Annotated in this window: 21 protein-coding genes and 1 pseudogene; 18 read left to right on the top strand and 4 right to left on the bottom strand. The window is 41.3% G+C overall.

The genetic code is table 11. The annotated features are described in order from the left end of the window. Positions 1-3: 3 nt before the first annotated feature. Both kdpA and kdpF read right to left on the bottom strand, forming a co-directional pair. Complete coding sequence (gene kdpA / locus P3L44_RS15405; RefSeq protein WP_272662547.1) at positions 4-1,707, bottom strand: potassium-transporting ATPase subunit KdpA; 1,704 nt, start codon at positions 1,705-1,707, stop codon at positions 4-6. Between the two features lies 1 nt (position 1,708). Beyond that, the gene (gene kdpF / locus P3L44_RS22155; protein ID WP_071585860.1) at positions 1,709-1,798 is read right to left on the bottom strand and encodes a K(+)-transporting ATPase subunit F; all 90 of its coding nucleotides are present in this window, start codon (positions 1,796-1,798) and stop codon (positions 1,709-1,711) included. 452 nt (positions 1,799-2,250) lie between these two features. On the opposite strand from kdpF, the gene P3L44_RS15400 reads away from it, so the two are divergent. The 12 genes and pseudogenes from P3L44_RS15400 to P3L44_RS15345 form a co-directional block, all read left to right on the top strand. Then, positions 2,251-2,457, top strand: a complete 207-nt coding sequence (locus P3L44_RS15400; protein ID WP_036957942.1) for a YbfA family protein — start codon at positions 2,251-2,253, stop codon at positions 2,455-2,457. A 234-nt stretch (positions 2,458-2,691) separates the two neighbouring features. Continuing rightward, positions 2,692-3,435 carry a type 2 GTP cyclohydrolase I gene (locus tag P3L44_RS15395; RefSeq protein WP_110591334.1) on the top strand — a complete coding sequence of 248 codons (744 nt, stop codon included), beginning with the start codon at positions 2,692-2,694 and terminating at the stop codon, positions 3,433-3,435. An 857-nt stretch (positions 3,436-4,292) separates the two neighbouring features. Next, on the top strand, positions 4,293-4,811 hold the full coding sequence (locus P3L44_RS15390) for an Hcp family type VI secretion system effector (RefSeq protein WP_004246976.1): 519 nt from the start codon (positions 4,293-4,295) through the stop codon (positions 4,809-4,811). A 69-nt stretch (positions 4,812-4,880) separates the two neighbouring features. Further along, complete coding sequence (locus P3L44_RS15385) at positions 4,881-6,977, top strand: type VI secretion system Vgr family protein (protein ID WP_316928249.1); 2,097 nt, start codon at positions 4,881-4,883, stop codon at positions 6,975-6,977. Beyond that, entirely contained in the window at positions 6,970-7,344 is a 375-nt protein-coding gene (locus tag P3L44_RS15380; RefSeq protein WP_316928248.1) for a DUF4123 domain-containing protein, read from the top strand. The genes P3L44_RS15385 and P3L44_RS15380 overlap by 8 nt, the downstream gene beginning before the upstream one ends. Continuing rightward, positions 7,302-7,916 carry a hypothetical protein gene (locus tag P3L44_RS15375; RefSeq protein WP_316928247.1) on the top strand — a complete coding sequence of 205 codons (615 nt, stop codon included), beginning with the start codon at positions 7,302-7,304 and terminating at the stop codon, positions 7,914-7,916. The genes P3L44_RS15380 and P3L44_RS15375 overlap by 43 nt, the downstream gene beginning before the upstream one ends. 11 nt (positions 7,917-7,927) lie before the next feature. Then, a complete protein-coding gene (locus P3L44_RS15370) occupies positions 7,928-9,769 on the top strand; it encodes a hypothetical protein (RefSeq protein WP_140170887.1) in 1,842 nt (613 codons plus the stop codon). Positions 9,770-9,878: 109 nt separating this feature from the next. Continuing rightward, positions 9,879-10,724 (top strand): hypothetical protein, encoded by an 846-nt coding sequence (locus P3L44_RS15365; RefSeq protein WP_227528829.1) that lies wholly within the window; start codon positions 9,879-9,881, stop codon positions 10,722-10,724. An 11-nt stretch (positions 10,725-10,735) separates the two neighbouring features. After that, entirely contained in the window at positions 10,736-11,005 is a 270-nt protein-coding gene (locus P3L44_RS15360) for a type VI secretion system PAAR protein (RefSeq protein WP_136135428.1), read from the top strand. A gap of 117 nt (positions 11,006-11,122) precedes the next feature. Continuing rightward, on the top strand, positions 11,123-11,719 hold the full coding sequence (locus P3L44_RS15355; protein ID WP_136135427.1) for a LemA family protein: 597 nt from the start codon (positions 11,123-11,125) through the stop codon (positions 11,717-11,719). Continuing rightward, positions 11,716-12,876, top strand: a complete 1,161-nt coding sequence (locus P3L44_RS15350; protein ID WP_316928246.1) for a TPM domain-containing protein — start codon at positions 11,716-11,718, stop codon at positions 12,874-12,876. The genes P3L44_RS15355 and P3L44_RS15350 overlap by 4 nt, the downstream gene beginning before the upstream one ends. A gap of 200 nt (positions 12,877-13,076) precedes the next feature. Next, positions 13,077-13,291: pseudogene (locus P3L44_RS15345) on the top strand (hypothetical protein); the annotation flags it as partial. A gap of 258 nt (positions 13,292-13,549) precedes the next feature. On the opposite strand, the gene P3L44_RS15340 reads toward P3L44_RS15345, so the two are convergent. Then, positions 13,550-14,683, bottom strand: a complete 1,134-nt coding sequence (locus P3L44_RS15340; RefSeq protein WP_272662827.1) for a multidrug effflux MFS transporter — start codon at positions 14,681-14,683, stop codon at positions 13,550-13,552. 130 nt (positions 14,684-14,813) lie between these two features. Between P3L44_RS15340 and P3L44_RS15335 the strand changes: the two genes are divergently transcribed. Beyond that, positions 14,814-15,575: an AraC family transcriptional regulator gene (locus P3L44_RS15335; protein WP_272662828.1), complete on the top strand. Its 762-nt coding sequence runs from the start codon at positions 14,814-14,816 to the stop codon at positions 15,573-15,575. Positions 15,576-15,660: 85 nt separating this feature from the next. On the opposite strand, the gene P3L44_RS15330 is transcribed toward P3L44_RS15335, so the two are convergent. Beyond that, on the bottom strand, positions 15,661-16,947 hold the full coding sequence (locus P3L44_RS15330) for a citrate synthase (protein ID WP_004256842.1): 1,287 nt from the start codon (positions 16,945-16,947) through the stop codon (positions 15,661-15,663). 672 nt (positions 16,948-17,619) lie between these two features. Between P3L44_RS15330 and sdhC the strand changes: the two genes are divergently transcribed. The 5 genes from sdhC to sucA all read left to right on the top strand — a co-directional run bounded on the left by sdhC (position 17,620) and on the right by sucA (position 24,176). Beyond that, on the top strand, positions 17,620-18,009 hold the full coding sequence (sdhC, locus tag P3L44_RS15325; RefSeq protein ID WP_004256840.1) for a succinate dehydrogenase cytochrome b556 subunit: 390 nt from the start codon (positions 17,620-17,622) through the stop codon (positions 18,007-18,009). Next, positions 18,003-18,347: a succinate dehydrogenase membrane anchor subunit gene (gene sdhD / locus P3L44_RS15320; RefSeq protein WP_140170884.1), complete on the top strand. Its 345-nt coding sequence runs from the start codon at positions 18,003-18,005 to the stop codon at positions 18,345-18,347. Before sdhC ends, sdhD begins: the two co-directional genes overlap by 7 nt. Then, entirely contained in the window at positions 18,348-20,114 is a 1,767-nt protein-coding gene (gene sdhA, locus P3L44_RS15315; RefSeq protein WP_140170883.1) for a succinate dehydrogenase flavoprotein subunit, read from the top strand. A gap of 35 nt (positions 20,115-20,149) precedes the next feature. After that, positions 20,150-20,866 carry a succinate dehydrogenase iron-sulfur subunit gene (locus tag P3L44_RS15310; protein WP_004256824.1) on the top strand — a complete coding sequence of 239 codons (717 nt, stop codon included), beginning with the start codon at positions 20,150-20,152 and terminating at the stop codon, positions 20,864-20,866. A 496-nt stretch (positions 20,867-21,362) separates the two neighbouring features. Next, the gene (gene sucA / locus P3L44_RS15305; RefSeq protein WP_272662829.1) at positions 21,363-24,176 is read left to right on the top strand and encodes a 2-oxoglutarate dehydrogenase E1 component; all 2,814 of its coding nucleotides are present in this window, start codon (positions 21,363-21,365) and stop codon (positions 24,174-24,176) included. Positions 24,177-24,187: the final 11 nt, after the last annotated feature.

Here is a 24,187-nt window from a genome sequence, read left to right as displayed (position 1 = left end):
TCATTATCCTGCAAAACCAATGTGTAATTGTTCAGCGATTGGCCCTAATGCTAAAGCCGGCACAAAGGTGAGTGCGCCAATGAGAAGCACAGTGAAAATCAGTAACCCAATGAATAAAGGGCCTGTTGTGGGTAAAGTGGCGTGGCTTTGGGCTTGTGGTTTTTTATTGGCCATAGAACCCGCGATCGCTAAAACAGGAAGAATGACACCAAAGCGACCGATAAACATGGCTATTGCAAGTAGCACATTGTAGAACGGCGTATTCGTACTGAGCCCTGCAAAAGCGCTACCATTATTATTGGCGGCAGAAGAAAAGGCATATAGCACTTCACTAAACCCATGCGCGCCTGGGTTTAAAATCCCTACACGCCCAGCTTCGGTCATTAATGAAATAGTTGTACCAAGTAGCACTAAGGTTGGGGTGACTAAAATCGCCAGTGCGACCATTTTCATTTCACGCACTTCAATTTTTTTACCCAGGTATTCAGGTGTACGGCCAATCATGAGACCAGCAAGGAAGACTGCGAGTAATACAAATAGCAACATGCCGTATAAACCGGAACCGACACCGCCAAATACCACTTCACCAATTTGCATTAACCACATCGGCACCATTCCACCCATTGCAGTAAAGGAGTCATGCATGGCGTTAACCGCTCCACAAGAGGCTGCGGTGGTGACGACGGCAAACAAAGCGGAGCCGACAATCCCAAAACGACTCTCTTTTCCTTCCATATTGGCAGAGCTAGTGGCATGCAGTTCGGCTAAAAATGGGTTTCCCACATATTCCGCTTTAACTACGACTATGGCAGCAACCACAAAAATGATCCCCATAACCCAGAGTAAGGTATGGCCTTGCTTGTTGTTACCAACGACACGACCAAAGGCAAAGCAAAGTGCAGTAGGGATTAGGAAAATCGCTAACATTTGCACAAAATTACTCAGTGCAGTTGGATTTTCAAAAGGGTGCGATGAATTAGAGCCGAAGAACCCGCCACCATTTGTGCCGAGCAATTTTATCGCTTCTTGGGACGCAACTGGCCCCATCGGTAATAGCTGTTCACTGTTATCTAAAGGATGAATAAGTAAATAATTGGAAAAATTTTGGATCACACCTTGGCTGACAAAAAATAGCGCAAAAATAATCGCTAAAGGGAAGAGCAAATACACAGTAATGCGGTAAATATCTAACCACGCATTACCGACAGTTTTACTGCCATGGTGTGAAAAAGCACGAATAATTGCGAAGGCCACAGCAAGGCCTGTCGCTGCGGAAAGAAAGTTTTGTACAGTCAGCCCTGCCATTTGGCTTAAATAGCTTAATGTATTTTCGCCGCTATAGGCTTGCCAGTTAGTATTAGTAACAAAACTAACCGCGGTATTAAAGGCTAAGTCCCAGCTCATCCCTTCAAAGTGTTGAGGGTTAAGGGGCAAACGGCCTTGGCAGATTAAAATAACGAATAATAAAACAAAGCCTAAAAGATTAAATAATACAATTGCTAAGGCATATTGTCGCCAATTCATCTCAGCCATTTCACGCCCTGGTTGTTTGACTCCAGCAAGGCGCCAAAGTAAGGACTCACTGCTTGCTAACCGACGAGGTATATCATTGTCGATTAGCCGAGCAATACCGTTACCTAAAGGTTTTGCTAAGATGAATAAGATCAGTAAAAAACTACCTAAAAATAGCAATGTAGTGGTAGTCATATCAGAAATCCTCCGCGTTAAGCAGGGCATAAATCAGATACGCCAGCAGTAAAACAACGAGAACTGCCCCAATAATGGAAAGTAATGACACAGTATTTTCTCCTTATTATTTCCATGAGATAAGGCTAAAGAGTTCGTTGTAAAGAAGCTGATAAAAATCACGGGTAGGATGTAAAAAAAGTATAAAAATGGTTATTTATCGAGCAAGAAGAGAGTGCTTAATAGAGAAAGTGGCGTGTGGTTTTATTAATTTATTTGTTAAATAATTGTAATTTAAATATACCAATAAAACATTTATTGGTTAAAAAATGTAATAAAAATACGGAATGAACAGATTTTTTAGAAAAATTTACACATCAAGTGGTCAGATGAGTAGTTTTATTACACAATTTGCGATATCCTATCTACAGTCAAGATATTTCATATTATCTGTTCGGTTTTAGTCGCTCTTTACTACTGTGTTAATGGGAAATGTGTGTTAATGGGGAATGGTAGAGCAAAGCTGGAATCGACAAATAAAGTGGCAACTGAAGGAGGATACCGATGTCCACATATCGCGAATATTCCCGTAATCAGGTACTTGCACGCCGCACTGCTGCTGTAACAGCTGGCATTATTGCGTTTCCGGTTATGGTTTTTTATCCAAAAAGAGCAAAGTTTTATAGCCATTTACATAAAGTTTGGGCAAAAACCAGTGATAAACCGGTTTGGCTAGAACGTTCAGAGACAACGCTGGAAAGTCACCGCTAATTTAGTACTTAATGGCGAGTAATAACCCCTACAATGTTGAATTGTGGGGGTTTTGTTTTTTTATTTTCTTACTTGCATTTACTATCCACTTGGGTTTTTCTCGATTAATGCCCTCGATTTGTTCTAAATAACACAGAAAAAAATTATGTTTCCGTTTATGCTTATTGATTATCAGTCAATTACGTTCAAACTGGTGGATAAACCGTTTAGCTGTGCAGTAAAAAGGACAACATAATGCATAATTTAAGATTAGAAGAAATCATTAATGAAGAATTGAAAGTTAGTGAGTTCCAAGATTTTGCACCGAATGGATTGCAAGTTGAAGGGCGGCCCCATGTACATAAAATCATCACAGGGGTGACAGCTTGCCAAGCATTGCTGGATGTTGCTGTTGAAAAGAAAGCTGATGCCGTCATTGTTCATCATGGCTATTTTTGGAAAAATGAGCCAGCCATTATCAAAGGCATGAAGAGAAATCGCTTAAAAACATTATTAGCGAATGATATAAACCTGTATGGTTATCACCTCCCATTAGATGCACATCACCAGTTAGGTAATAATACCCAGCTTGCTTATATTATGGGGGTGCAGGTGAACGGCCAAATCGACCCATTAATGCCATTTGGTTTTTTTGATCAACCTATTACACCTTCAGAATTAACGTCTCGCTTAGAAACTCGTCTTGGCCGTAAAGTTCTTCATTGTGGTGATAATGCAAAAGAAGAAATTCGCCAAATTGCATGGTGTACAGGAGGAGGGCAAGGTTTCATCCTACAAGCGGCGGAATTTGGCGTAGATGCCTTTGTAACAGGGGAAGTTTCCGAGCAAACCATTCATATAGCAAGAGAAATGGGTATCCATTTCTACAGTGCAGGGCATCACGCAACGGAGCGATATGGGATCAAAGCGTTAACTAAGTGGTTAGTTGATGAGCAGGGGTTAGATGCAGAGTTTATCGATATCGATAACCCGGCCTAATCTTCGTCGCCTTTCAAACCACAGCGTTGTTGGCTGCATTCACGAACCCTAGTCACATACTTATGTATGCTCCTAGGGCTTCGCTCTCTTGCCGCCTAGCTGTGATTTGAAAAGCATAGAAGATGGATTAATAATATATTTATAGAATTAAATTTTCGTTTTATTCGAGCGGTGGCGGTGTTGTCTTCACTTAATATGTATGTACCTAAGATTTAGTTTGATATTTGAACGTATTATCAATATGAGGGATACTTATCATAAGCTTAGATAAGTATCCCACTGTTTTTCTTTTAATATTATTCTTTAATATAGTGCTTTCTTGCTAAATTATTGTACCGCTCATGTACCACACGGGAAAAATGTAAAACTTACAATTAGTTAGTGAGTTAACTAATATTAATCACTTGTAATTTCATGTTGGGTAGTTAAATGCACTATAAAATTAGGCCGATAATTTCACTGCTAGTAGAGGGTAGCTTAAATTCTCTATTTTATTTATTTTAAATCATGTGGTTGCGATAACCTCTTAAGCTGAAATATTTGGTTACATAGTTTATTTCTATGTACATTAGAACTTACTGGGCTTATCGCAGTTTGGTCTATTTTTTGCTCGATGATTGTTTTGTTATGATTCGTTTTTGGTGTTTTTCTGGAGTTATATAGCGATATTTCAACCCGTTTACGCTAAGTCACTTATCCTAGAGAGATACAAACTGGCCCTCCGGTTTACAGTCCATTCATCAGCTTTTATTATCCTTAACTCAAATCTTACCGTGCGCACGGGCTGAGATGACCGAAATTAATCGATAATTATGTCGACTTAACCCAATTTGTCATTCTGGATAAAGGATATCGCTATGCCAACTCCATGTTATATTTCCATTGAAGGAAAAACCCAAGGCAACATCACTGCCGGTGCATTTACTGCCGATTCAGTGGGTAACATCTATGTGCAAGGTCATGAAGACCAAATGTTAGTGCAAGAGTTCTCTCACGTCGTGACTGTACCGACAGACCCACAATCCGGCCAGCCTTCAGGCCAACGTGCGCACAAGCCGTTCCGTTTCACCGTGGCGTTAAATAAAGCCGTTCCGCTGCTGTATAACGCCTTAGCGTCTGGCGAAATGCTGCCGAAAGTGGAACTCAAATGGTACCGCACATCGGTTGAAGGCAAGCAAGAGCATTTCTTCACCACCACATTAACGGATGCGACTATCGTGAATATCGATTGCCAAATGCCGCATTGCCAAGACCCCGCGAAAGCGGATTTCACGCAGTTAATCGAAGTGTCTCTGTCTTACCGTAAAATTGACTGGGAACATACCGTTGCAGGTACATCCGGTGCCGATGACTGGCGTGCGCCGCTCGAAGCGTAAGTTCGAATTTAGCGAGCCTTTCGAGGCTCGTTTGCGTTTTTAGCTTTTTCTCCTGTAGAGGAAACTCCCATGTCTTGGAAAGACCCCAATAAAAACAAACGACTTGGCAGCCCCGAAAATAACCCACTTATTCACGGTGGTGGGTATGCGGGTGGCAGAACCTATGCACAAGACCAAGCCTTGCAAGAAGCCCATGGGCAACTGCTAGAGCGTATTATGAATGGCGAAATGGGGACAGGATTAGTATTCACTTGTACGATTGGTGGGCTACCTGAAAATACCTTTCAAGTCACGCAATTTGATTTACAAGAAGGGCTTTCCCAACTCTTTTCACTGTCGATTCAGGCGGTCAGCCCGTTACCCGAGATTGATTTTCAAACAGTATTGGGTGTGGCCTCCTCGCTGACCGTAAAACGAGATGGAAAAATTCTTCGCACGGTACAAGGGATTTTAGCGGGGGCTGAACAAGGGAATACCGATGGGGTTAAAACCTGGTATCACTTTGTGATACGCCCTGAAATGTGGGTGATGACGCTTAAGCAAGACAGCCGCATTTTCCAAAATATGACGGTGCCGAACATTCTTGAGACGCTATTGAGCGAGTCTCATATCAAATTTGATAAACAGCTTTATCACCCCGAAGAGCATCTGAAACGCGAGTACATCACTCAAAAGCGTGAAACCCTGTATGAATTCTGGTGTCGGCTTGCTGCCGAAGAGGGAATTAATTACTGGTTCGAAGAAGGCCCACAACTGTTTTACAGTGACCGTCATTTAGGCATGAAAGCGGGGATATCGCTCACCTATAATCCGCAATCTGAAACGGATATCACCGACAGCACCGCCACCACATGGCGCTATGCCGAGCAGTTGTGCAGCGATATTCGCGTGGATAAAGACTACAATCAACTCAGGCCCTCTTACCCACTGAGCCATAAAGTCACCGGCGAAGTCCATCAGCAACATGAAGTGTTTGAAAGTTACGGTCGCTTTCAAGAAGATGCAGAAGGTAAACCCTTAAACCAAATTCGTTACGAGCAATCGCAAAACCAGCGTCAAGTAGGAACGGCTACGACGAACTGCATTGAGTTAGCACCGGGGCGTATTTTTACCTTGTCTAACCATCCTAGCCCTCGAATGAATACGACGTGGCAAGTGATTAGCGTATCCCATCACGGTGTGCAACCTCTTGCTGATAACAGTGGCGGTGAAGGGACTCAATTGAGTAACCAGCTGTCCTTTGTGCCTAGCACTCAAGAATGGCGACCGCCCTATCGGTATAAACCCACAGCGGATGGGGATGAGCTGGCTACCGTCGTCGGGCCACCGGGTGAAGAAATTTATACCAATGCGCAGGGTGCCGTGACCGTCTATTTCCATTGGGACAGGCGCGGCAAACCTGACCATAGCGCGTCTTGTTGGGTGCGAGTCGCCCACGGTTGGAACGGCGATGGCTTTGGGTTTATGTCCATCCCCAGAATTGGGCAAGAAGTGATTATTTCTTACCTTAACAATGATATAGATAAACCGATTATTACAGGCTGTACCTATAATGGCCGTAATCGTCCCCCTATTGATTTACCGAAACACAAAACGCGCACGACGTTTCGCACCAAAACCCACAAAGGGGATGGCTTTAATGAGTTGCGTTTTGAAGATGAAGCAGGCCAAGAAGAAATCTATCTGCATGCGCAAAAGAATTTGGCCATCAATGTGCTGAACTCACGGGGTGAACGGATTAATTACGACCGGACAACCAGTATTGGTCATAATGTTGCCAGTAATCGGACCGTGACGGTTGAAGGTAATCAAGCGCACAAAACAACCGGTAACTACCAAGATAAAGTGGAAGGAGACCACCACCTTTCGGTTGAGGGGGATTTGGTTAAGGCAATACAAGGTGTGGTCAGCGTGAATGCACAAGGGGATATCACCTTACAAAGCAGCAGTAAAATCACGTTAAAAGTGGGCGGAAGCTTTGTCGTTGTTCACAGCGGTGGCGTGGATATTAAAGGACCGGCGATAAACTTAAATTCAGGGGGAAGCCCTGGGGATATCCTGCAAGCAACTAACCCTGCGGTACTTAAAGCCGCTGCGAGCAGTGGCGCGGCCTTTGTGGCGCATTGCCCTATGAAGGAAGGGCAAGAGGAGGCGGAAAATGGTTAAACCTGAAACGTGCTATGCCATTATCGATGCAGCTTCCGAGCCCGATGTCTTTAATTTGTTCGCCGAGCACGAACCGCCGGCGAGTTGCTTATACAGCGAACCGATTCAACCTGAAATTGTGTCATTAGCGCCCTATTTAGTGGAAGTGACCGAAGAGGTGCAACGCTGGTTAAGTACGCGAGAGACGCCTTGGGGAATTTATGTTTATACGCACGCAACCATGCGTGAGTTACGTCAGCATCTGCGCAAATACTTGATGGTGATGATACCGGGACAAGAAAAGCCGGTCTTTTGGCGTTTTATGACCCTCGCAATGTTTGGGATGTGCTTGGAACCTTTGATAACTGGCGATTGCATGTATTTTTAGGTCCTATCACGCAGCTGAAGACGTTGTTATGGGGAGAGGAAACCGCTTCCCGCTTTGAGCGTGAGCGCCGCGGATTTCCGGATAATGCGAAGCTCGGGGGCAAGCTGATGCGTTTTACTGATGCAGAAATGAAATTATTATCTCAACAAAAAATAGCGTTACTAACAGCGAAAATGGCACTTTTTTTTGTTCGAGCAACTGAAAAATATCAGACTCAAAAAGAACATGAAACGATTGAAAGTTTAATCTTGCAAACTATCTGTAATCCCAAAATACGTTCATTAAAATATTTTACGTCAGATTTGTGTCATGAAAAAACATGGGCATTTTACTTTGAGTATGCAAAAAGGATCGTAGATATTTGTTATGAACACGATATCAATCACGAAAAATCAATAAGTCTATTTTGTTATCTTCTTGTCTATTACGAAATATATGATGTGGATTCTCTTCCTTCGGAATGGCGTGTGATTTTATCAATAACGGATGCAATGGACTTTTATAAAATTGAAAAGTTATCGATGATGTTAATAAATACCATTCCAGATTTTTATCGGCAGTACAGTGCGTAAGGAGATTGCCAGTGTCTAAAGAATATCCAGAGGTCGTTTGTGATTGTAAATTACCCGATGATTGCACACTTGAAGTCGAGATTGAATTTGGTCAACAAAAAGAAACTTATCGCCAAAATGGGATTAAAAAAGATTTTTTTCATATTATCGAATTTAAAGGTAAAAATAGTTTTCTAGCGGCAGAGCTTTCTGATTTTAATAATATTTTCAACATTGAAAAAAATCCTGAATCGTTTTTACCTGAAATCTCAGTGCCTTTTAAGGTAAAGACCTGTTCGAAGGTATGTGTCTCTAATAATCCTGAGTGCCCCATTGGAAATGTCTATGGTGATGTTGCCTATGACTTTGGGCAATCAACATCTTATAACAATAAAGTGGCACAAGTACCTCAAGGTGTAAAACCGATTGGGGAAGTCAAGAATACGTTTGTGGGTAAAGTCACGCCAGCTAAGGCATTAGATATTCCGTTAGTTTACACAAAACAATTTCGTCAATTTGGTGCAGAGGTGATGAATCCGTTTACGGTGTTGGCTGATTTATTCGTTGATTTATGGAATGATTTGGATGATGAATACGCCGTTAGTAGATTGAAGCATACCCAAGAATATCGATTATCGATTGCAGAATGTGGGCACAAACCGTTTGAGCCCAAAATGTATAATGCCTCAATCAACAATAATATTTTGTTAAATGCAGGGGCTTTCGTGTATCAAAAATTTGGTTCGAGGTCGGTTTTTGATACAAAGTTCTATTTAATTTTACAGCAAAAAACCAAAATTGATTTAACGATTGCGTTCAATGAAAAAACAACAGGTCAAAATGATGTTGCGAGAAAAAAATTAACTGCACAAAAGAACCAAGCGTTGGGCCATAACGGCTCAAAACCTCACAGTGGCTGGACAAAATCAGGTACAGAACTGACAACCTCAAGTATTAAATTTGAAGGCTCGATTTCAAAAATATTGGGGATGGACAGTAAAAAATGGAGTGCTGAACTGAAACATGAATACTCACAATTAAAAAAGAAAAAAGAGCTTTCTTTGCTTGAAAAAGTAAATAAAGGCGTCGATAGTTTTAATCGATTATTATCGACCGCTCCAGATAAAAGCCCAAGTAAGTACAAACAACAAGAATATGAATTGGCAAAATTTGAGCTTATTTATCCGACAATCAAAGTCAGTGGTAGCCGAGAAATTGCATTAACAAAAAATAATCAAGTCATGCCTAAATATGATGTGTATTTACGTGGCGACCCGTTTTTTGGTTTCAAATTCACATTTGACATGATACAGGCTTTTGCTGCTTATTTTGGTATCAACACTATTGTCACCGTTATTCGAGAAAGGGGGACACAGAGTGAAGGGAAGGTCAATAGAGGGGAAGATGGGGCATTTATTGGTGTCCAGCTTGATTTAACCTTTAATCTGTCTTTAAACTGCGGCGTAAAATATAAGACAGAGAGTGATGGCATTACAAAATTTGATGAGAAAAGTAGTGATGTCCACTTATCGTTCACAATGAGCTGTGTAACGAACATCCGCGGAGGCTTTCGTTATTATGGTATCTCAGGCTTTTTTAAAGCGGAAGCGAAAGTAACCGCAGTTGTAAAAGCGGCTTGGGTTCCAAATGGAAATGGTGAGATTGTTTTTTATCATGAGGGGATAAAGGCTTATGCGAGTGTTGAATATGGAATGGGGATTGGTGCTCAAGAAGAGGAAGAGAGTAATGGCGCAGTAGGAGCAAAAAAAACTAACATAAAAATAGAGGAAACAACCAAACCATTAGATAAGGAGTGGATTATTCATGAGCCGTTATCCAAAGAGAAGTCTCAATATCGTTGGTTACTTTTTTAACCATCAGGATACTTCCAAGTCAAGATATAGAATTAATAAACGTTTTTTATGGGCCAACACATTTTGTCTGTTGAGTACTATTATCGCCCTAAGTTTTAGTGGAGTCAGTATGGCAAAAAATACAATGAATGAAATTTATGTAATAAACTTATCCTCCAATGACGCAGTTTGCGGTGTAAAAATTAATGAAATGTTAGTGATGAAAAATAATAAGGCTGCCGAAGGTCATTATTCAGCAGGGCAAAATATTTCTAATATCCTGACCGATGGACAGAATACATTGGGTTTAATTATGTACAATGGTTCGATAATTGATGGAAGAGAGAAATTGACATCCGATATGTGGTGTGAAGTAGAGCTAAATAAGTTATCCGAAAAAGGTAATAGCACATTTGTTTCGGGCATTAAATTAACAGGCAACGAAGAGGGAAAACTCGTTGTTTCTGATAAATATAAAAAGAATAATGATCAAATATATTTTGGTGGACCAAATAGGGAAAGTGAATTCGATGTTTTAGAAGCAAAAAATCAATTTAATGTGCAAGGGCTCCCAAAATGGCAGTGGGAAAAAGCAACGCCTGTTACGGAATCTGATATTCCTAAGGTTCAAGCGTTTTATTTAGAGCTACAACAAGCATTTGCTGATAAAAATCTTAACAAATTAAAAACAATGGGTAAAATATCATGGGATGAATTGGCATATGCGGATAATAGTTCTCCTGATATATTTTGGAACTCTTTAGAATTTAAAGAAATGCTAGATGAAGGATATAAGCCAGCTAAAATAGATTGGAGTCGCTATATATTCAGTACTTATGAAGATAAACGAATATTCCGGTATGAAATTGGTTTTAGCCGACTGTCACCAATAAAGTTAGTTAGTCCTGAGGGGCGAACATTTCACTACAATCCCTATTTATCCATTATTGATGGAAAAGTCACGATTGTTCGATAAGGAATTAATTTATGCCAAACATTATTCTTATTGGTGATTCTGATACAGGCCATGGTAAACATGGCCCTACCCATGTGATTACAGGTTCATCAACGGTAAAAGTCGATGGTAAAGCGGTTGCTCGGCAAGGAGATGCGTTAGCGCCTCACGGTGGGCATTCAAGAACTATCGTTGGTGGATCAAGTAGTGTATTTATTGATGGCAAGCCTGCGGCCAGAACAGGTGATACAGTAAGTTGCGGTGGCGTATTAATTGGTAATTCAACGGTAAAAATTGGTTAGAAAATACGATGTTCTGACAGATAATAATTGAGTTCGCTAGGATTGATGATAGTAAAGAAATTAGTGTTACACCAGATAGTCAATATTAACATTAAGTGGTTAATATAAGGATATTTAATGCGCAAGTTAGCGATAGGTTTGGTATTAGTGATGGTTGTAATTTTTACTCTGTTAGTTAATTCTTACAATACAATCCAAAAAAATGATGAGTTAGTCTCTGCGGCAGCGTCAGAATTATTAAACCAATATCAGCGTCGATTTGATTTGATCCCTAATCTGGTCAGTACAGTTAAGGGATATTCAAGTCATGAAAGCAATGTGTTACAAGAAATTGTAAAGGCGAGAGCGTCTGTCGGGAAAATTAATGTGGATGGTCGCGTATTTGATGATCCTGAAATTTCTGCGAGCTATCAAAAAGCTCAAGATAATTTAGGGCAATCTCTATCACGTCTGTTAGTCATTTCAGAAAATTACCCTGAATTGAAAGCAAACTCACTCTATCAAGACCTGATGGTACAGTTGGAGGGAGCTGAAAATCGTATTTCAGTTGCGAGAGGGCGGTATATAGAGGCGGTACGCCATTATAATACTCAAATTAGGCAATTCCCCTATAACTTAATTGCGGAATCTATGGGGTATGATAAAAAAATTAATTTTAACGTTGAGAATGGGCATGAAATCAAAAGAACACCAACGGTGGATTTTAACTCATGATACGTAATATTTTATTTTCCTTGCTTTTATTTAGTGCTATTGCGAGCGCATCAGTGAATAATACACCCCCATTAAAAATAGATAGGGTCATTGATCGTGCAAATTTATTAACGGCGCAGCAATTCAAAACGCTAAATAATTTATTGATTAATTTTGAAAATAATCGGAATGATGGTTCACAATTTGTTGTTTATATCGTTCCGACTACTGGGAGTGAAAATATAGAAACTTTCGCAAATCGTGTTTTTAATCAATGGGGGATAGGTAAAAAGGGGCTTGATAATGGATTACTGCTTGTTGTGGCAATAAATGACCGCAGTGTTCGCTTTGAAGTCGGGTACGGCTATGAGGGGACATTTACCGATGTTCTTGCTGGGAGAATTATTCGAAAAAATATGTTGCCGTATTTTAGAGCAGAAAACTATTATACGGGGATTGAGCAAGGGATTATAAATGCCATTCATGTAGCTAATGATAGGCCAATAAGCTCAACGAATTCTTTGACAGATCTTATTCCTCTTAAAATATTACAAACACATTTTATTTTAATTTATGTGATAATATTAGGGCTAATTTATTGTTTTCAGCTTGTATTTTCAACGAAAAAATTAAAAAGAAAAATTAATCAAGTGATAGCGCAGTCAGGTAAAAAAAAGAAAAATTCAGAAAAGCGAGGATATAAGATAGGTGCAAATCAGCTAAAACGGTTAAAAAATTATCTGAATTACTCATTCTATTTTCCAACATCATTTTCGCTGTATTTCCCTGTAGTGTTTTGTTCAGTCGTTGTCATTTTTTATACACAAATAATTCTTAGTGGTATTGTTAACCCTTTTATCTTATTACTGATGGTGGTGTTATCATTATTCTTTAACCTTATTTCATTAACCGTGTTGTTTATTGGCATCAATATCTTATTTCCGATTTATCGACAGCAGAGAAAAGAATGGAAAGCGATTTGTGAGTTCAGTCGATTTGGTTCACCTTTTTATCAACCTTCATATTCAGTAAACACATCCCATAAACACGCTTCTAATGTTACTTCCAGTCACGATTTCAGCTCATCAAGTTCATCAAGTTCATCAAGTTCGTCAAGTTCATCAAGCGGTGGGGGAGGCGGTTCTAGCGGTGGTGGCGGTGCTTCGGGGCATTGGTAAAGTGTCTATTAAGGTCTTGATTTAGGTTTATAAGTAAGCGTCAGGTGAATCCCACCTAGCTGGTCGTGTATTAAATGTATTGATTTAGTTAAATTAATGTTCCGTTTTAGTAAAAGTACCAATAATCTTGTCATGCATTTCAGTAAATTTTGAATACCCCATTGATGAGGAAGGCACCGAATGACGAGTTTATACACCAAATGATGAGTTTATACACCGTAACAAAACACCTCGAACAATTAGAAACCACGCCATTAATTGCGGAAAGTCATCACTACGATGATCCATTGTAGCCTCAAAAACTGGTATTTTTAGATGCGGTCAATAAACAGCGTTGTGTGATAACTCATCACAGCGTAATAGCCAACTCACTAATACAATACTTTTATTTATCATATTACTAGTGTATGTGTGTTTGAAGTAATTAGTTGCATAGTTTGTTTCTATGTATATTAGAACTTACAGGGCTTATCGTAGTTTGGTTTGCTCATCTTGGGAATGTCGTTTATTTTTAAGAAAAAGCGCTTTCAAAGTATATGTATAGACACGGTAACGTTATCCCTCTAAAAACCGAAGAAAAGTTATCCGTGTCTCTGAATTATTGGTCGACCATAGGCTCAAGCAGGCATTATTTGAGCTGTACAGCTACCTAAAAGGGCTTCTCTAAATCTATTTAGTGTACTTGGCTACTCCACTTAAGTGACGCAAAAACCAACACCAAACCCGAAATAGTTAGTACTAAACCTAAGTGTTGGCTCCAACCAGCGACCATTAGACCGATGGCGAGTCCGATGTAGTAAAATAAACCTAAAATTGCTCCGGCGGTGCCTTTTTGCTCACCATAACGGTTTAATGCATGGGCAAGTATGTTCGGGATCGCAATTCCGTAACCAATAACGACACCAATAACCGGTAAAACAAACCAAATAGAATCCATTAGAGCAAAAACTAAGCAGCCACTAACTAAAGAAATGATACTTGATAGCTTAACAAGTTGTTCAGATGTGTGTTTTTTAGCCAATAAATAGCGATTTGATATCGAACCTAAACCGACCCCAAGTGCTAATAATATCCCAGTTAATCCAAACTGTTGTTGAGTGAGCATTAATTGTTCAAAATTGAAAGGTGCCAGCTGATAATAGCTAAATAAATTAATGTTGAAAAATGCAATCAAGATCACATTTCTAATAATTTCTTTATCCGCAATCATGCGTAAAAATGTCTCAATAAATGAGACTTGTGTCACGTTTTCAGGCTTGGTCTCAGGTAAGCGACAGACGGACCAGAGAAAAAGCACCGCTGCTAAAATCGCTAAGCCGATAAAAACGGCACGATAGCCACCAAAATTGGCTAACCCAGCACCAGATAACATTCCCAACGCAGGGCTAATTGCTAAAGCAACTCCCATAATAGAAAAAACTTTCGCTAATTCATGGCCTTGGTAGCTATCACGCATGGTAGTTTGTGTGCCAATTGAACCTACGGCAGCGCCAAATGCTGACAACATTCTCATTAGTAATAATAAATAAAAATGTGTCACAAATAACGCGCCAACAGAGGCAATACCATAAATCAATAAACCCGCCAAAATAGTCGGGCGACGCCCTAAGGTGTCACACATTCGGCCCCAAAACACCACGCCTAATGCAAAAGCAAAGAAATAAAGCGACAGTGTTTGTGAAGCTTGTTCCGCATTTACTGAGAAAGCACTGGCGATATCAGTGAGAGCGGGGCTGTATATGGTTTCCACAATTTGAGGAAACATCATTAAGGCAACAGCAAGCCATAATGAGAGAGGATGTTTCATACATTTTCCTGCCAATCTACTAAAAATAAAGGGTCTAATCGGATACAACGATTTAATAGCAGGCAGTTTAGTGTTATTTTTATTGTCTTATTACAATAATAAAGACTATAAATATCAAAAAAGAGACATTATGGCTTGGTTAAATCAAACAGATGAATTTCAAACTCACTGGTACCGCTCGCCAGTATTGGGAATTGCAGCAAAATTGGGGCAGCATGACTCTGGCTTTCATAAACATGAAATGGGACAGCTTTTGTTTACACAACAAGGGTGTATACGGATTTCACTGGAAAATCGCCTGTCTTTGCTTCCCCCTGGTAGAATGGCTTGGATCCCACCATTTGTTCTTCATCGGGCGCAAATGAGGGCATCAGTGGGGTATCGTTCGGTTTATTTATCAAAAGAATATGCCAAAGAAATCGGGAACGATGTGGTTATTTTAAATATTTCCCCATTGCTAAGGGAAGTGCTAGAACGTATTGCTATTGCTCCGTTTGATAGTGATTGGCAGCAGGGGCGTTTGGCCAACTTATTACCGGTATTTATTGATGAATTACAGAGTGCTGCTTTAGAACCAACACTGTTAGCACTACCGCAAGATAGGCGCTTTAAAGGGGTTGATATCGAACAATTACCACCGAATTTAAACCAATTAGCGCAAACTATCGGTGCAAGTGAGAAGACGATTACACGGATTTTTTTTAAAGAAACAGGAATGAGTTATCAAGCATGGCGCCAACAGTGGCGTTATATTAAAGCCATTGAATTACTCGCACAAGAAAAGCCATATCATTATATTACTCAAGAACTTGGCTTAACAAGTGATAGTGCGTTTATTAGTTTTTTCCGTAAAATGAGTGGGATGACCCCAAGGGAATATCAGCAGCAGTAAGCTAAATGACTTTGGTAAACAAACATGAAAAAGCCCCGAAAATTCGAGGCCTTAGCACATGTAGGAGTTCAGATTTAATTAAATATTATTTTTTTGATAATTCAGAGTTGAATTCACGTTTGTCATAGCCGGTATATAGCTGGCGAGGACGTGCAATTTTCAGGCCGTCATCGTGCATTTCATTCCAATGTGCAATCCAGCCAATGGTACGTGCAATGGCAAAAATAACAGTAAACATTGAAGATGGAATACCCATTGCTTTCAAGATGATACCTGAATAGAAGTCAACGTTCGGGTACAGTTTTTTCTCAATGAAATACGGGTCGTTTAATGCGATACGTTCCAGCTCCATAGCGACTTCCAGCAAGCTGTCATTCAAGCCAAGTTCATTTAGAACTTCATGGCAAGTTTCACGCATTACGGTTGCACGTGGGTCATGGTTTTTATAAACACGGTGACCGAAGCCCATTAAGCGGAAAGAGTCATTTTTGTCTTTAGCGCGCTCGATAAATGCAGGGATGTGCTCAACGGTTTGAATTTCTTCCAACATACGTAAGCAAGCTTCGTTAGCTCCACCGTGAGCAGGCCCCCACAGTGAAGCGATACCCGCTGCGATACAAGCAAATGGGTTTGCGCCAGATGAACCCGCAGTACGAACTGTCGATGTTGAGGCGTTTTGTTCATGGTCGGCGTGCAGAATCAAAATACGATCCATTGCGCGTTCTAAAACAGGATTAACTGTGTATTCTTCACATGGTGTAGAGAACATCATGTGCAAGAAATTACCCGCGTATGACAGGTCATTACGTGGATAAACAAAAGGTTGGCCAATTGAATATTTGTAACACATCGCTGCAACTGTTGGCATTTTTGATAGCAGACGATAAGCCGTAATTTCACGGTGGCGTGGGTTATTCACGTCTAATGCATCGTGATAGAAGGCAGCTAGTGCGCCTGTAACACCACATAATACAGCCATTGGGTGTGAGTCACGGCGGAAACCATTAAGCATGCGAGTAATTTGCTCATGGATCATGGTGTGGCGAGTCACCGTATTTTTAAATACGTCATATTGTTCTTGAGTCGGTGCTTCACCGTATAGCAGGATATAACAAACTTCGAGATAAGAGGCTTCAGTAGCGAGTTGATCGATAGGGAAACCACGGTGTAACAGAATGCCTTGCTCACCATCGATATAGGTGATTTTTGATTCACAGGATGCAGTAGAAGTAAAACCAGGGTCGTAGGTAAAGAACCCTTTAGAACCTAAAGTTCGGACATCGATAACGTCTTGACCAATCGTTGGGCTTAAAATATCTAGGTCAATATCACCCTTACTACCAGTCGTTAGCTTAGCTTTGTTATCAGCCATTACGGTCTCCTTAGCGCTTGATAATCGACACCCAACAACCCAGAAGCCCAGCGTTATACTGCGTCTTCGTGCATTGTTCTACCGGTATGCTTTGGAAATCAGCTAGATATCACATAAAACCTGAAATCTGAGACCGATGACAATGTAGTTAGGTTGTTTATGAGTGTGTAGATGTTATGTTCTTTTTGTTGTTTTCCCTACAATATCATTATTTGTGGTAAGAGGAACAACTTTCATAACTTTTGTTATTAATACCCATCATAGTTCAAATTGAAGAGTACTTAACATTGCAACATTCACGTTTTTTTCTTTTACGATGAAGTGTCAACAGCACCGTTAAGATAATTCTGCCAGACCTATATGTAAGATAAATGTTGAATCATTGTCAAATAAGATAAGCACATTTATACAAAATGTTTAAATCGTGATCCTTCTCACTGTTCGGGCTAAATGTCTCCAAACATTTTGTGTGGGAATTGTAATGGCATTGTGAAGACTTTATACTAGCGGCAGGTCTCCGGATTACCCTGTAGTAGGAGTTCCCAGCGTGATCAGTATGCAACTTTATTTAAACATGATGGATTAGAGTTTGTGTTAAGTTGCATTTTGTACCCCCTGTCGCTGTCTGATTTCCACCCCAGGTCCGGAGGATGGAAAATAATAAAGAGCTGTGTGGGCAAAATTGTGAAAAAACAAAGACCTGTCAACCTTGATTTGCAGACGATTCACTTCCCGATCACTGCAATATCTTCGATCTTGCACCGTGTCTCTGGCGTCATTACTCTCATCGCAGTTGGTATTCTGCTTTGGTTGTTAGGGACATCTCTCTCCTCTCCAGAAGGTTTTCAATACGCGTCTGAAATAATGACTGGCTTTTTTGCTAAGTTCATTCTTTGGGGCATCTTGACGGCTTTGGCTTACCACATCTGTGGTGGTATTCGTCATATGCTAATGGATTTCGGTTGTGTTGATGAAACGCTTGCTGCTGGTAACTCATCTGCAAAAATTACATTTGTCATTACCGTGATTTTAGCAATTCTGGCGGGGGTTTTAGTATGGTAAGTAATGCTTCAGCTTTAGGCCGTACTGGTATCCAGGACTGGCTATTAATCCGTGGTTCTGCGATTGTCATCGCGCTCTATGTACTCTACATTGTTGGTTTTGTTGCTATTAATGACATTACCTATGACGTCTGGCGTGGTTTTTTCGCCTCTTCTGTGACGAAAGTATTCACTATCCTCACGTTGTTCTCGATTCTTGTCCATGCGTGGATTGGCATGTGGCAAGTGCTGACTGACTACGTTAAGCCTTTAGCAGTCCGTTTAGTGTTGCAACTGGCTATCGTTGTAGGTCTGTTGGCTTATTTAATTTACGGAACAATTGTTGTGTGGGGTGCATAAATGAATCTGCCAATCAGAGAGTTTGACGCTATCGTTATCGGTGCGGGTGGCGCAGGTATGCGTGCTGCACTGCAAATTTCACAGTTGGGCCTATCATGTGCTCTGCTGTCAAAAGTCTTTCCAACCCGTTCTCATACTGTTTCAGCGCAAGGCGGTATTACTGTTGCGTTAGGTAATACTCACCCTGATAACTGGGAATGGCACATGTACGATACCGTGAAAGGTTCCGACTACATCGGTGACCAAGACGCTATTGAATACATGTGTAAAACAGGGCCAGAGGCTATCCTTGAATTAGAGCATATGGGGTTGCCATTCTCTCGCCTTGATGACGGAAGTATTTATCAACGTCCATTTGGTGGTCAATCTAAAAACTTCGGTGGTGAGCAAGCTGCACGTACTGCGGCTGCGGCTGACCGTACTGGCCACGCACTGTTACATACCTTGTATCAGCAGAACTTAAAAAACCACACGACCATTTTTTCTGAATGGTATGCCCTTGATTTAGTTAAAAACCAAGATGGCGATATTGTAGGTTGTACTGCAATTTGTATGGAAACAGGCGAATTAGTTTATTTCAAAGCGAAAGCAACTATTTTAGCAACCGGTGGTGCAGGGCGTATTTACCAATCAACCACTAACGCACACATCAATACAGGTGATGGTGTGGGGATGGCTGCTCGTGCAGGTGTTCCACTACAAGATATGGAAATGTGGCAGTTCCACCCAACGGGTATCGCAGGTGCGGGTGTTCTCGTTACTGAAGGCTGCCGTGGTGAAGGTGGTTACTTGCTGAACAAAGACGGTGAGCGTTTCATGGAACGTTATGCGCCGAATGCGAAAGACCTTGCGGGTCGTGACGTTGTTGCGCGTTCTATCATGATTGAAATTCGTGAAGGTCGTGGTTGCGATGGCCCATGGGGTCCACATGCTAAACTGAAATTGGATCACTTAGGAAAAGAAGTTCTGGAATCTCGTTTACCAGGTATTCTTGAGTTATCTCGTACCTTTGCTCACGTTGACCCAATCAAAGAGCCAATCCCAGTAATTCCTACTTGCCACTACATGATGGGTGGTATTCCGACTAAAGTTACAGGCCAAGCCATTCGTTATAACGAAAAAGGTGAAGATGAAGTCATTCCTGGCTTGTTTGCAGTCGGCGAAATTGCCTGTGTATCAGTACACGGCGCTAACCGATTAGGCGGTAACTCACTCCTCGACTTAGTGGTATTTGGTCGTTCAGCGGGTCTGCATTTGAAAGAGTCCATCATGGAACAAGGTTCAATGCGTGATGCGTCTGAATCTGATATCGATGCAGCGATGACTCGTTTTAACCGTTGGGAAGATGCACGTACTGGTGAAGACCCAACTGAAATCCGTAAAGCACTGCAAACCTGTATGCAGCATAACTTCTCGGTATTCCGTGAAGGTGATGCCATGGCGAAAGGTTTAGAAGAGCTGAAAGTGATTCGTGAGCGCCTGCAAAATGCACGTCTTGATGATACCTCGACTGAGTTTAATACTCAGCGTATCGAATGTTTAGAACTGGATAACCTGATGGAAACGGCTTATGCAACGGCACAAGCTGCAAACTTCCGTACAGAAAGCCGTGGTGCGCATAGCCGCTTTGACTACCCAGAGCGAGACGATGCGAATTGGTTATGTCACTCATTATATTTACCGCAATCTGAAACGATGACGCGTCGTGAAGTCAACATGCAGCCAAAACTGCGTGAAGCCTTCCCACCGAAAATTCGTACCTACTAATGCGTGGTGTTAATCCAGTTGCGGAGAAATAAACTATGAAATTACAATTTTCGATTTATCGCTACAATCCTGATGTGGACAACGCACCTCGTATGCAAGATTACACGCTAGAAGTTCCTGAAGGGCGTGACATGATGTTGCTGGATGCGTTAATCCAAATCAAAGAGCAAGATCCAACATTATCCTTCCGTCGTTCTTGTCGTGAAGGGGTGTGCGGTTCTGATGGTCTGAACATGAACGGTAAAAACGGGTTGGCATGTATTACGCCATTATCTGCTTTAATCCGTGGTGGGAAGAAAATTGTCATTCGTCCATTGCCGGGTCTGCCTGTTGTGCGTGACCTGATTATCGACATGACACAATTCTATACCCAATACGAAAAAATTCGTCCATATCTCATTAATGATAACAAGAATCCACCGGCGCGTGAGAATTTACAAACTCCTGCACAACGTGAAAAACTCGATGGTTTATATGAGTGTATTTTGTGTGCTTGTTGTTCGACTTCTTGCCCATCTTTCTGGTGGAATCCGGACAAGTTTATCGGGCCTGCAGGCTTGTTGGCAGCGTATCGCTTCTTAATTGATAGCCGTGATACTGAAACCGATTCACGATTAGATGATCTGAACGACGCTTTTAGTGTCTTCCGCTGTCATAGCATCATGAATTGTGTCAATGTATGCCCTAAAGGACTAAATCCAACGAAAGCTATTGGTCATATTAAATCTATGTTACTAAAACATAGCGCTTAATGATGAATATTTAACCCGCAGTGCTCAGGTGCTGTGGGTTAAAATGGAAATAGCACAAAATAAAAACATAAGTTAAAAGAAACGCGTAAAGTAAAAACAATGACATGATTTTAATGCGCGGAAGCTCACAAAAGCGCGAAAACGAAATACCAACAATGAGCATCAGAAAGTAACATTGTCACCCATAAAAAGTAGTATTTATTAAAACGTTGTCATTACAAAAGCGTAAAAAAGTGAAAGCAAAGAAAGTAACAGTAAAAAGTAGAAAAAATAGCCAACTGCAAAAGATGAAGACGACAGCCCAAGCATAGGGGCCTTTAAAAACCGCAGCCAGTTTTTAAAGGTTCCTTAAAAGGGAAACCCTTACTGATAAAGGGCCTCCCAAAGAGAGAACATGCATAAAGCACGTCCAAGAGAACCTTTATCGAGGTCGCTTAAATGCGGCGATTAGTTAACCACGGCGAAAACTAAAGCTTTAATAGCTTAAGGGATCACAATGCAGAACGGCGTAATGAAGGACTGGCTGGATTCAAGCTTTCTGGCAGGCGCGAACCAGACTTATATAGAACAGCTCTATGAAGATTATCTGACTGACCCTAACTCTGTCGATGCCGAGTGGAAAGCAATTTTTGAGCAACTCCCTGGTGCAGCATTAGGCACTAGCGGCGAACAATTCCACTCCCAAGCGCGCGATTACTTCCGTCGCTTAGCAAAAGACTCTACACGTTATCACACCTCTGTTAGCGATCCAGCTATCGACGCAAAACAAGTTAAAGTTTTGCAATTAATCAATGCGTTCCGCTTCCGCGGGCACCAAAATGCGAATCTTGACCCGTTAGGTCTTTGGAAACGTGAATCTGTTCCAGATTTAGACCCAGCATTCCACAACCTGACGAAAGAAGACTTCAACGAAACATTCAACGTGGGTTCATTTGCTATTGGCAAAGAAACCATGAAGCTGAGTGAGCTATATGAGCACCTGAAACGTATTTATTGCGGTTCTATCGGTGCTGAATATATGCATATCACAAATACAGAAGAAAAACGTTGGATTCAGCAGCGTCTTGAATCTGTAGACGTATCTAAAATTTTCTCAGTAGAAGAGAAAAAACGCTTCTTAGCAGAATTAACGGCAGCTGAAGGGCTTGAGCGTTACATTGGGGCTAAATTCCCAGGTGCCAAGCGTTTCTCATTGGAAGGTGGTGATTCACTAATCCCAATGCTGAAAGATTTAATCCACCACGCAGGCAAGCAAGATACCCGTGAAGTTGTTTTGGGTATGGCTCACCGTGGTCGTTTAAACGTTCTAGTTAATATCTTAGGTAAAAAACCTGGCGAATTATTTGATGAGTTCGCGGGTAAACATAAAGACCACTCTAGTGCGGGTGACGTTAAATATCACCAAGGTTTCTCCTCTGATTTTGAAACCGCAGGTTCTCGTGTTCACTTAGCATTAGCATTTAACCCATCTCACCTTGAGATTGTTAGCCCTGTAGTTATTGGTTCAGTACGTGCTCGTCGTGACCGTCTGGATGAAGGCCGCAGCAATATGGTTCTGCCAATTACCATTCATGGTGACTCAGCAGTAACTGGCCAAGGCGTTGTGCAAGAAACATTAAATATGTCTCAAGCACGTGGTTATGAAGTTGGCGGTACTGTACGTATCGTAATTAATAACCAAATTGGTTTCACTACTTCAAATCCAAAAGATACACGTTCAACCGAATACTGTACTGACATCGTTAAAATGGTGCAGGCGCCAATTTTCCACGTGAATGCAGATGACCCTGAAGCAGTGGCATTTGTAACACGTTTGGCACTGGATTTCCGTAACACGTTCAAACGCGATGTTATGATTGATTTAGTATGCTATCGCCGTCATGGGCATAACGAAGCGGATGAGCCAAGTGCAACTCAGCCAGTGATGTATCAAAAAATCAAACAGCACCCAACACCACGTAAAATTTATGCAGACCGTTTAATTGCAGAAAATGTGTTAAGTGCTAATGATGTCACTGAAATGGTTAATCTGTATCGTGATGCGTTAGATGCGGGTAACTGTGTGGTTGAAGAATACCGTGAAATGGGTCTGAACTCATACACATGGGCTCCATATTTAAACCATGAATGGGATGCATCATACAAATCAACCGTTGATATTAAACGCCTAACTGAACTGGCAACTAAAGTCAGTACTATTCCAGAAGGCGTGGTTGCACAATCTCGTGTTGAGAAAATCTATGCAGACCGTGCCGAAATGGCGAAAGGTGAAAAACTTCTCGACTGGGGCGCCGCTGAAACTTTAGCGTACGCAACATTGGTTGATGAAGGTATTCCTGTTCGTTTATCGGGTGAAGATGCGGGCCGTGGTACATTCTTCCACCGTCATGCAGTGGTCCACAACCAAACGAATGGTTCAGTTTATGTTCCACTGCAAAATATTCATAATGGCCAAGGCGTGTTTAATGTTTGGGACTCTGTTCTGACTGAAAATGCCGTATTAGCATTCGAATATGGTTATGCAACCACAGAACCTCGTGCATTGACTATCTGGGAAGCACAATTTGGTGACTTCGCTAACTGTGCTCAAGTGGTTATCGACCAATTCATTAGCTCTGGTGAGCAAAAATGGGGTCGTATGTGTGGTCTGGTCATGTTACTGCCTCATGGTTATGAAGGTCAGGGGCCAGAGCACTCATCTGCACGTTTAGAACGTTACCTGCAACTGTGTGCTGACCAAAACATGCAAGTGTGTGTGCCATCAACACCAGCTCAGGTTTATCACATGTTACGTCGCCAAGCCTTACGTGGAATGCGCCGTCCTCTGATTGTGATGTCACCAAAATCTCTGCTGCGTCACCCGTTAGCGGTTTCTAGCATGGAAGAATTGGCTAATGGTACATTTGAGCCAGTTATCGGTGAAATCGATGAAATCAATCCGAAAAATGTGAAACGCGCCGTTCTGTGTTCAGGGAAAGTCTATTACGATCTGTTAGAACAGCGTCGTAAAAATGAACAAACTGACGTTGCTATCGTGCGTATCGAACAGCTATATCCGTTCCCACACGAAGATATCCAAAAAGCGTTGGCGCAATATACTGATGTAAAAGACTTTGTATGGTGTCAAGAAGAGCCATTAAACCAAGGTGCTTGGTATTGCAGTCAACATAACTTCCGTGAAGCTATCCCAGCAGGGGCAACTTTACGTTATGCAGGTCGAGCTGCTTCTTCATCTCCAGCAGTTGGCTATACGTCCGTACACCAGGAACAACAAAAAGCCCTGGTTAATGACGCTTTGAACATTGAATAATTAAAGGATAG

The sequence above is a fragment of the Providencia sp. PROV175 genome (assembly GCF_032707045.1).
Lineage (GTDB): Bacteria > Pseudomonadota > Gammaproteobacteria > Enterobacterales > Enterobacteriaceae > Providencia > Providencia hangzhouensis.
Note: the sequence above shows the minus strand (reverse complement) of the source record. Positions and strands in the feature narration are given on the sequence as shown.

Excerpts from the sequence above, each read along its gene's own strand:
- P3L44_RS15310 (WP_004256824.1), top strand. The coding sequence starts at position 20,150 with ATGAAATTACAATTTTCGATTTATCGCTACAATCCTGATGTGGACAAC.
- sdhA (WP_140170883.1), top strand. The coding sequence starts at position 18,348 with ATGAATCTGCCAATCAGAGAGTTTGACGCTATCGTTATCGGTGCGGGT.
- P3L44_RS15350 (WP_316928246.1), top strand. The coding sequence starts at position 11,716 with ATGATACGTAATATTTTATTTTCCTTGCTTTTATTTAGTGCTATTGCG.
- P3L44_RS15340 (WP_272662827.1), bottom strand. The coding sequence starts at position 14,683 with ATGAAACATCCTCTCTCATTATGGCTTGCTGTTGCCTTAATGATGTTT.
- P3L44_RS15380 (WP_316928248.1), top strand. The coding sequence starts at position 6,970 with ATGGTTAAACCTGAAACGTGCTATGCCATTATCGATGCAGCTTCCGAG.
- P3L44_RS15335 (WP_272662828.1), top strand. The coding sequence starts at position 14,814 with ATGGCTTGGTTAAATCAAACAGATGAATTTCAAACTCACTGGTACCGC.
- P3L44_RS15330 (WP_004256842.1), bottom strand. The coding sequence starts at position 16,947 with ATGGCTGATAACAAAGCTAAGCTAACGACTGGTAGTAAGGGTGATATT.
- P3L44_RS15385 (WP_316928249.1), top strand. The coding sequence starts at position 4,881 with ATGTCTTGGAAAGACCCCAATAAAAACAAACGACTTGGCAGCCCCGAA.
- P3L44_RS15365 (WP_227528829.1), top strand. The coding sequence starts at position 9,879 with ATGGCAAAAAATACAATGAATGAAATTTATGTAATAAACTTATCCTCC.
- sdhD (WP_140170884.1), top strand. The coding sequence starts at position 18,003 with ATGGTAAGTAATGCTTCAGCTTTAGGCCGTACTGGTATCCAGGACTGG.
- P3L44_RS15395 (WP_110591334.1), top strand. The coding sequence starts at position 2,692 with ATGCATAATTTAAGATTAGAAGAAATCATTAATGAAGAATTGAAAGTT.
- P3L44_RS15400 (WP_036957942.1), top strand. The coding sequence starts at position 2,251 with ATGTCCACATATCGCGAATATTCCCGTAATCAGGTACTTGCACGCCGC.
- P3L44_RS15390 (WP_004246976.1), top strand. The coding sequence starts at position 4,293 with ATGCCAACTCCATGTTATATTTCCATTGAAGGAAAAACCCAAGGCAAC.
- P3L44_RS15360 (WP_136135428.1), top strand. The coding sequence starts at position 10,736 with ATGCCAAACATTATTCTTATTGGTGATTCTGATACAGGCCATGGTAAA.
- P3L44_RS15355 (WP_136135427.1), top strand. The coding sequence starts at position 11,123 with ATGCGCAAGTTAGCGATAGGTTTGGTATTAGTGATGGTTGTAATTTTT.
- sucA (WP_272662829.1), top strand. The coding sequence starts at position 21,363 with ATGCAGAACGGCGTAATGAAGGACTGGCTGGATTCAAGCTTTCTGGCA.
- kdpA (WP_272662547.1), bottom strand. The coding sequence starts at position 1,707 with ATGACTACCACTACATTGCTATTTTTAGGTAGTTTTTTACTGATCTTA.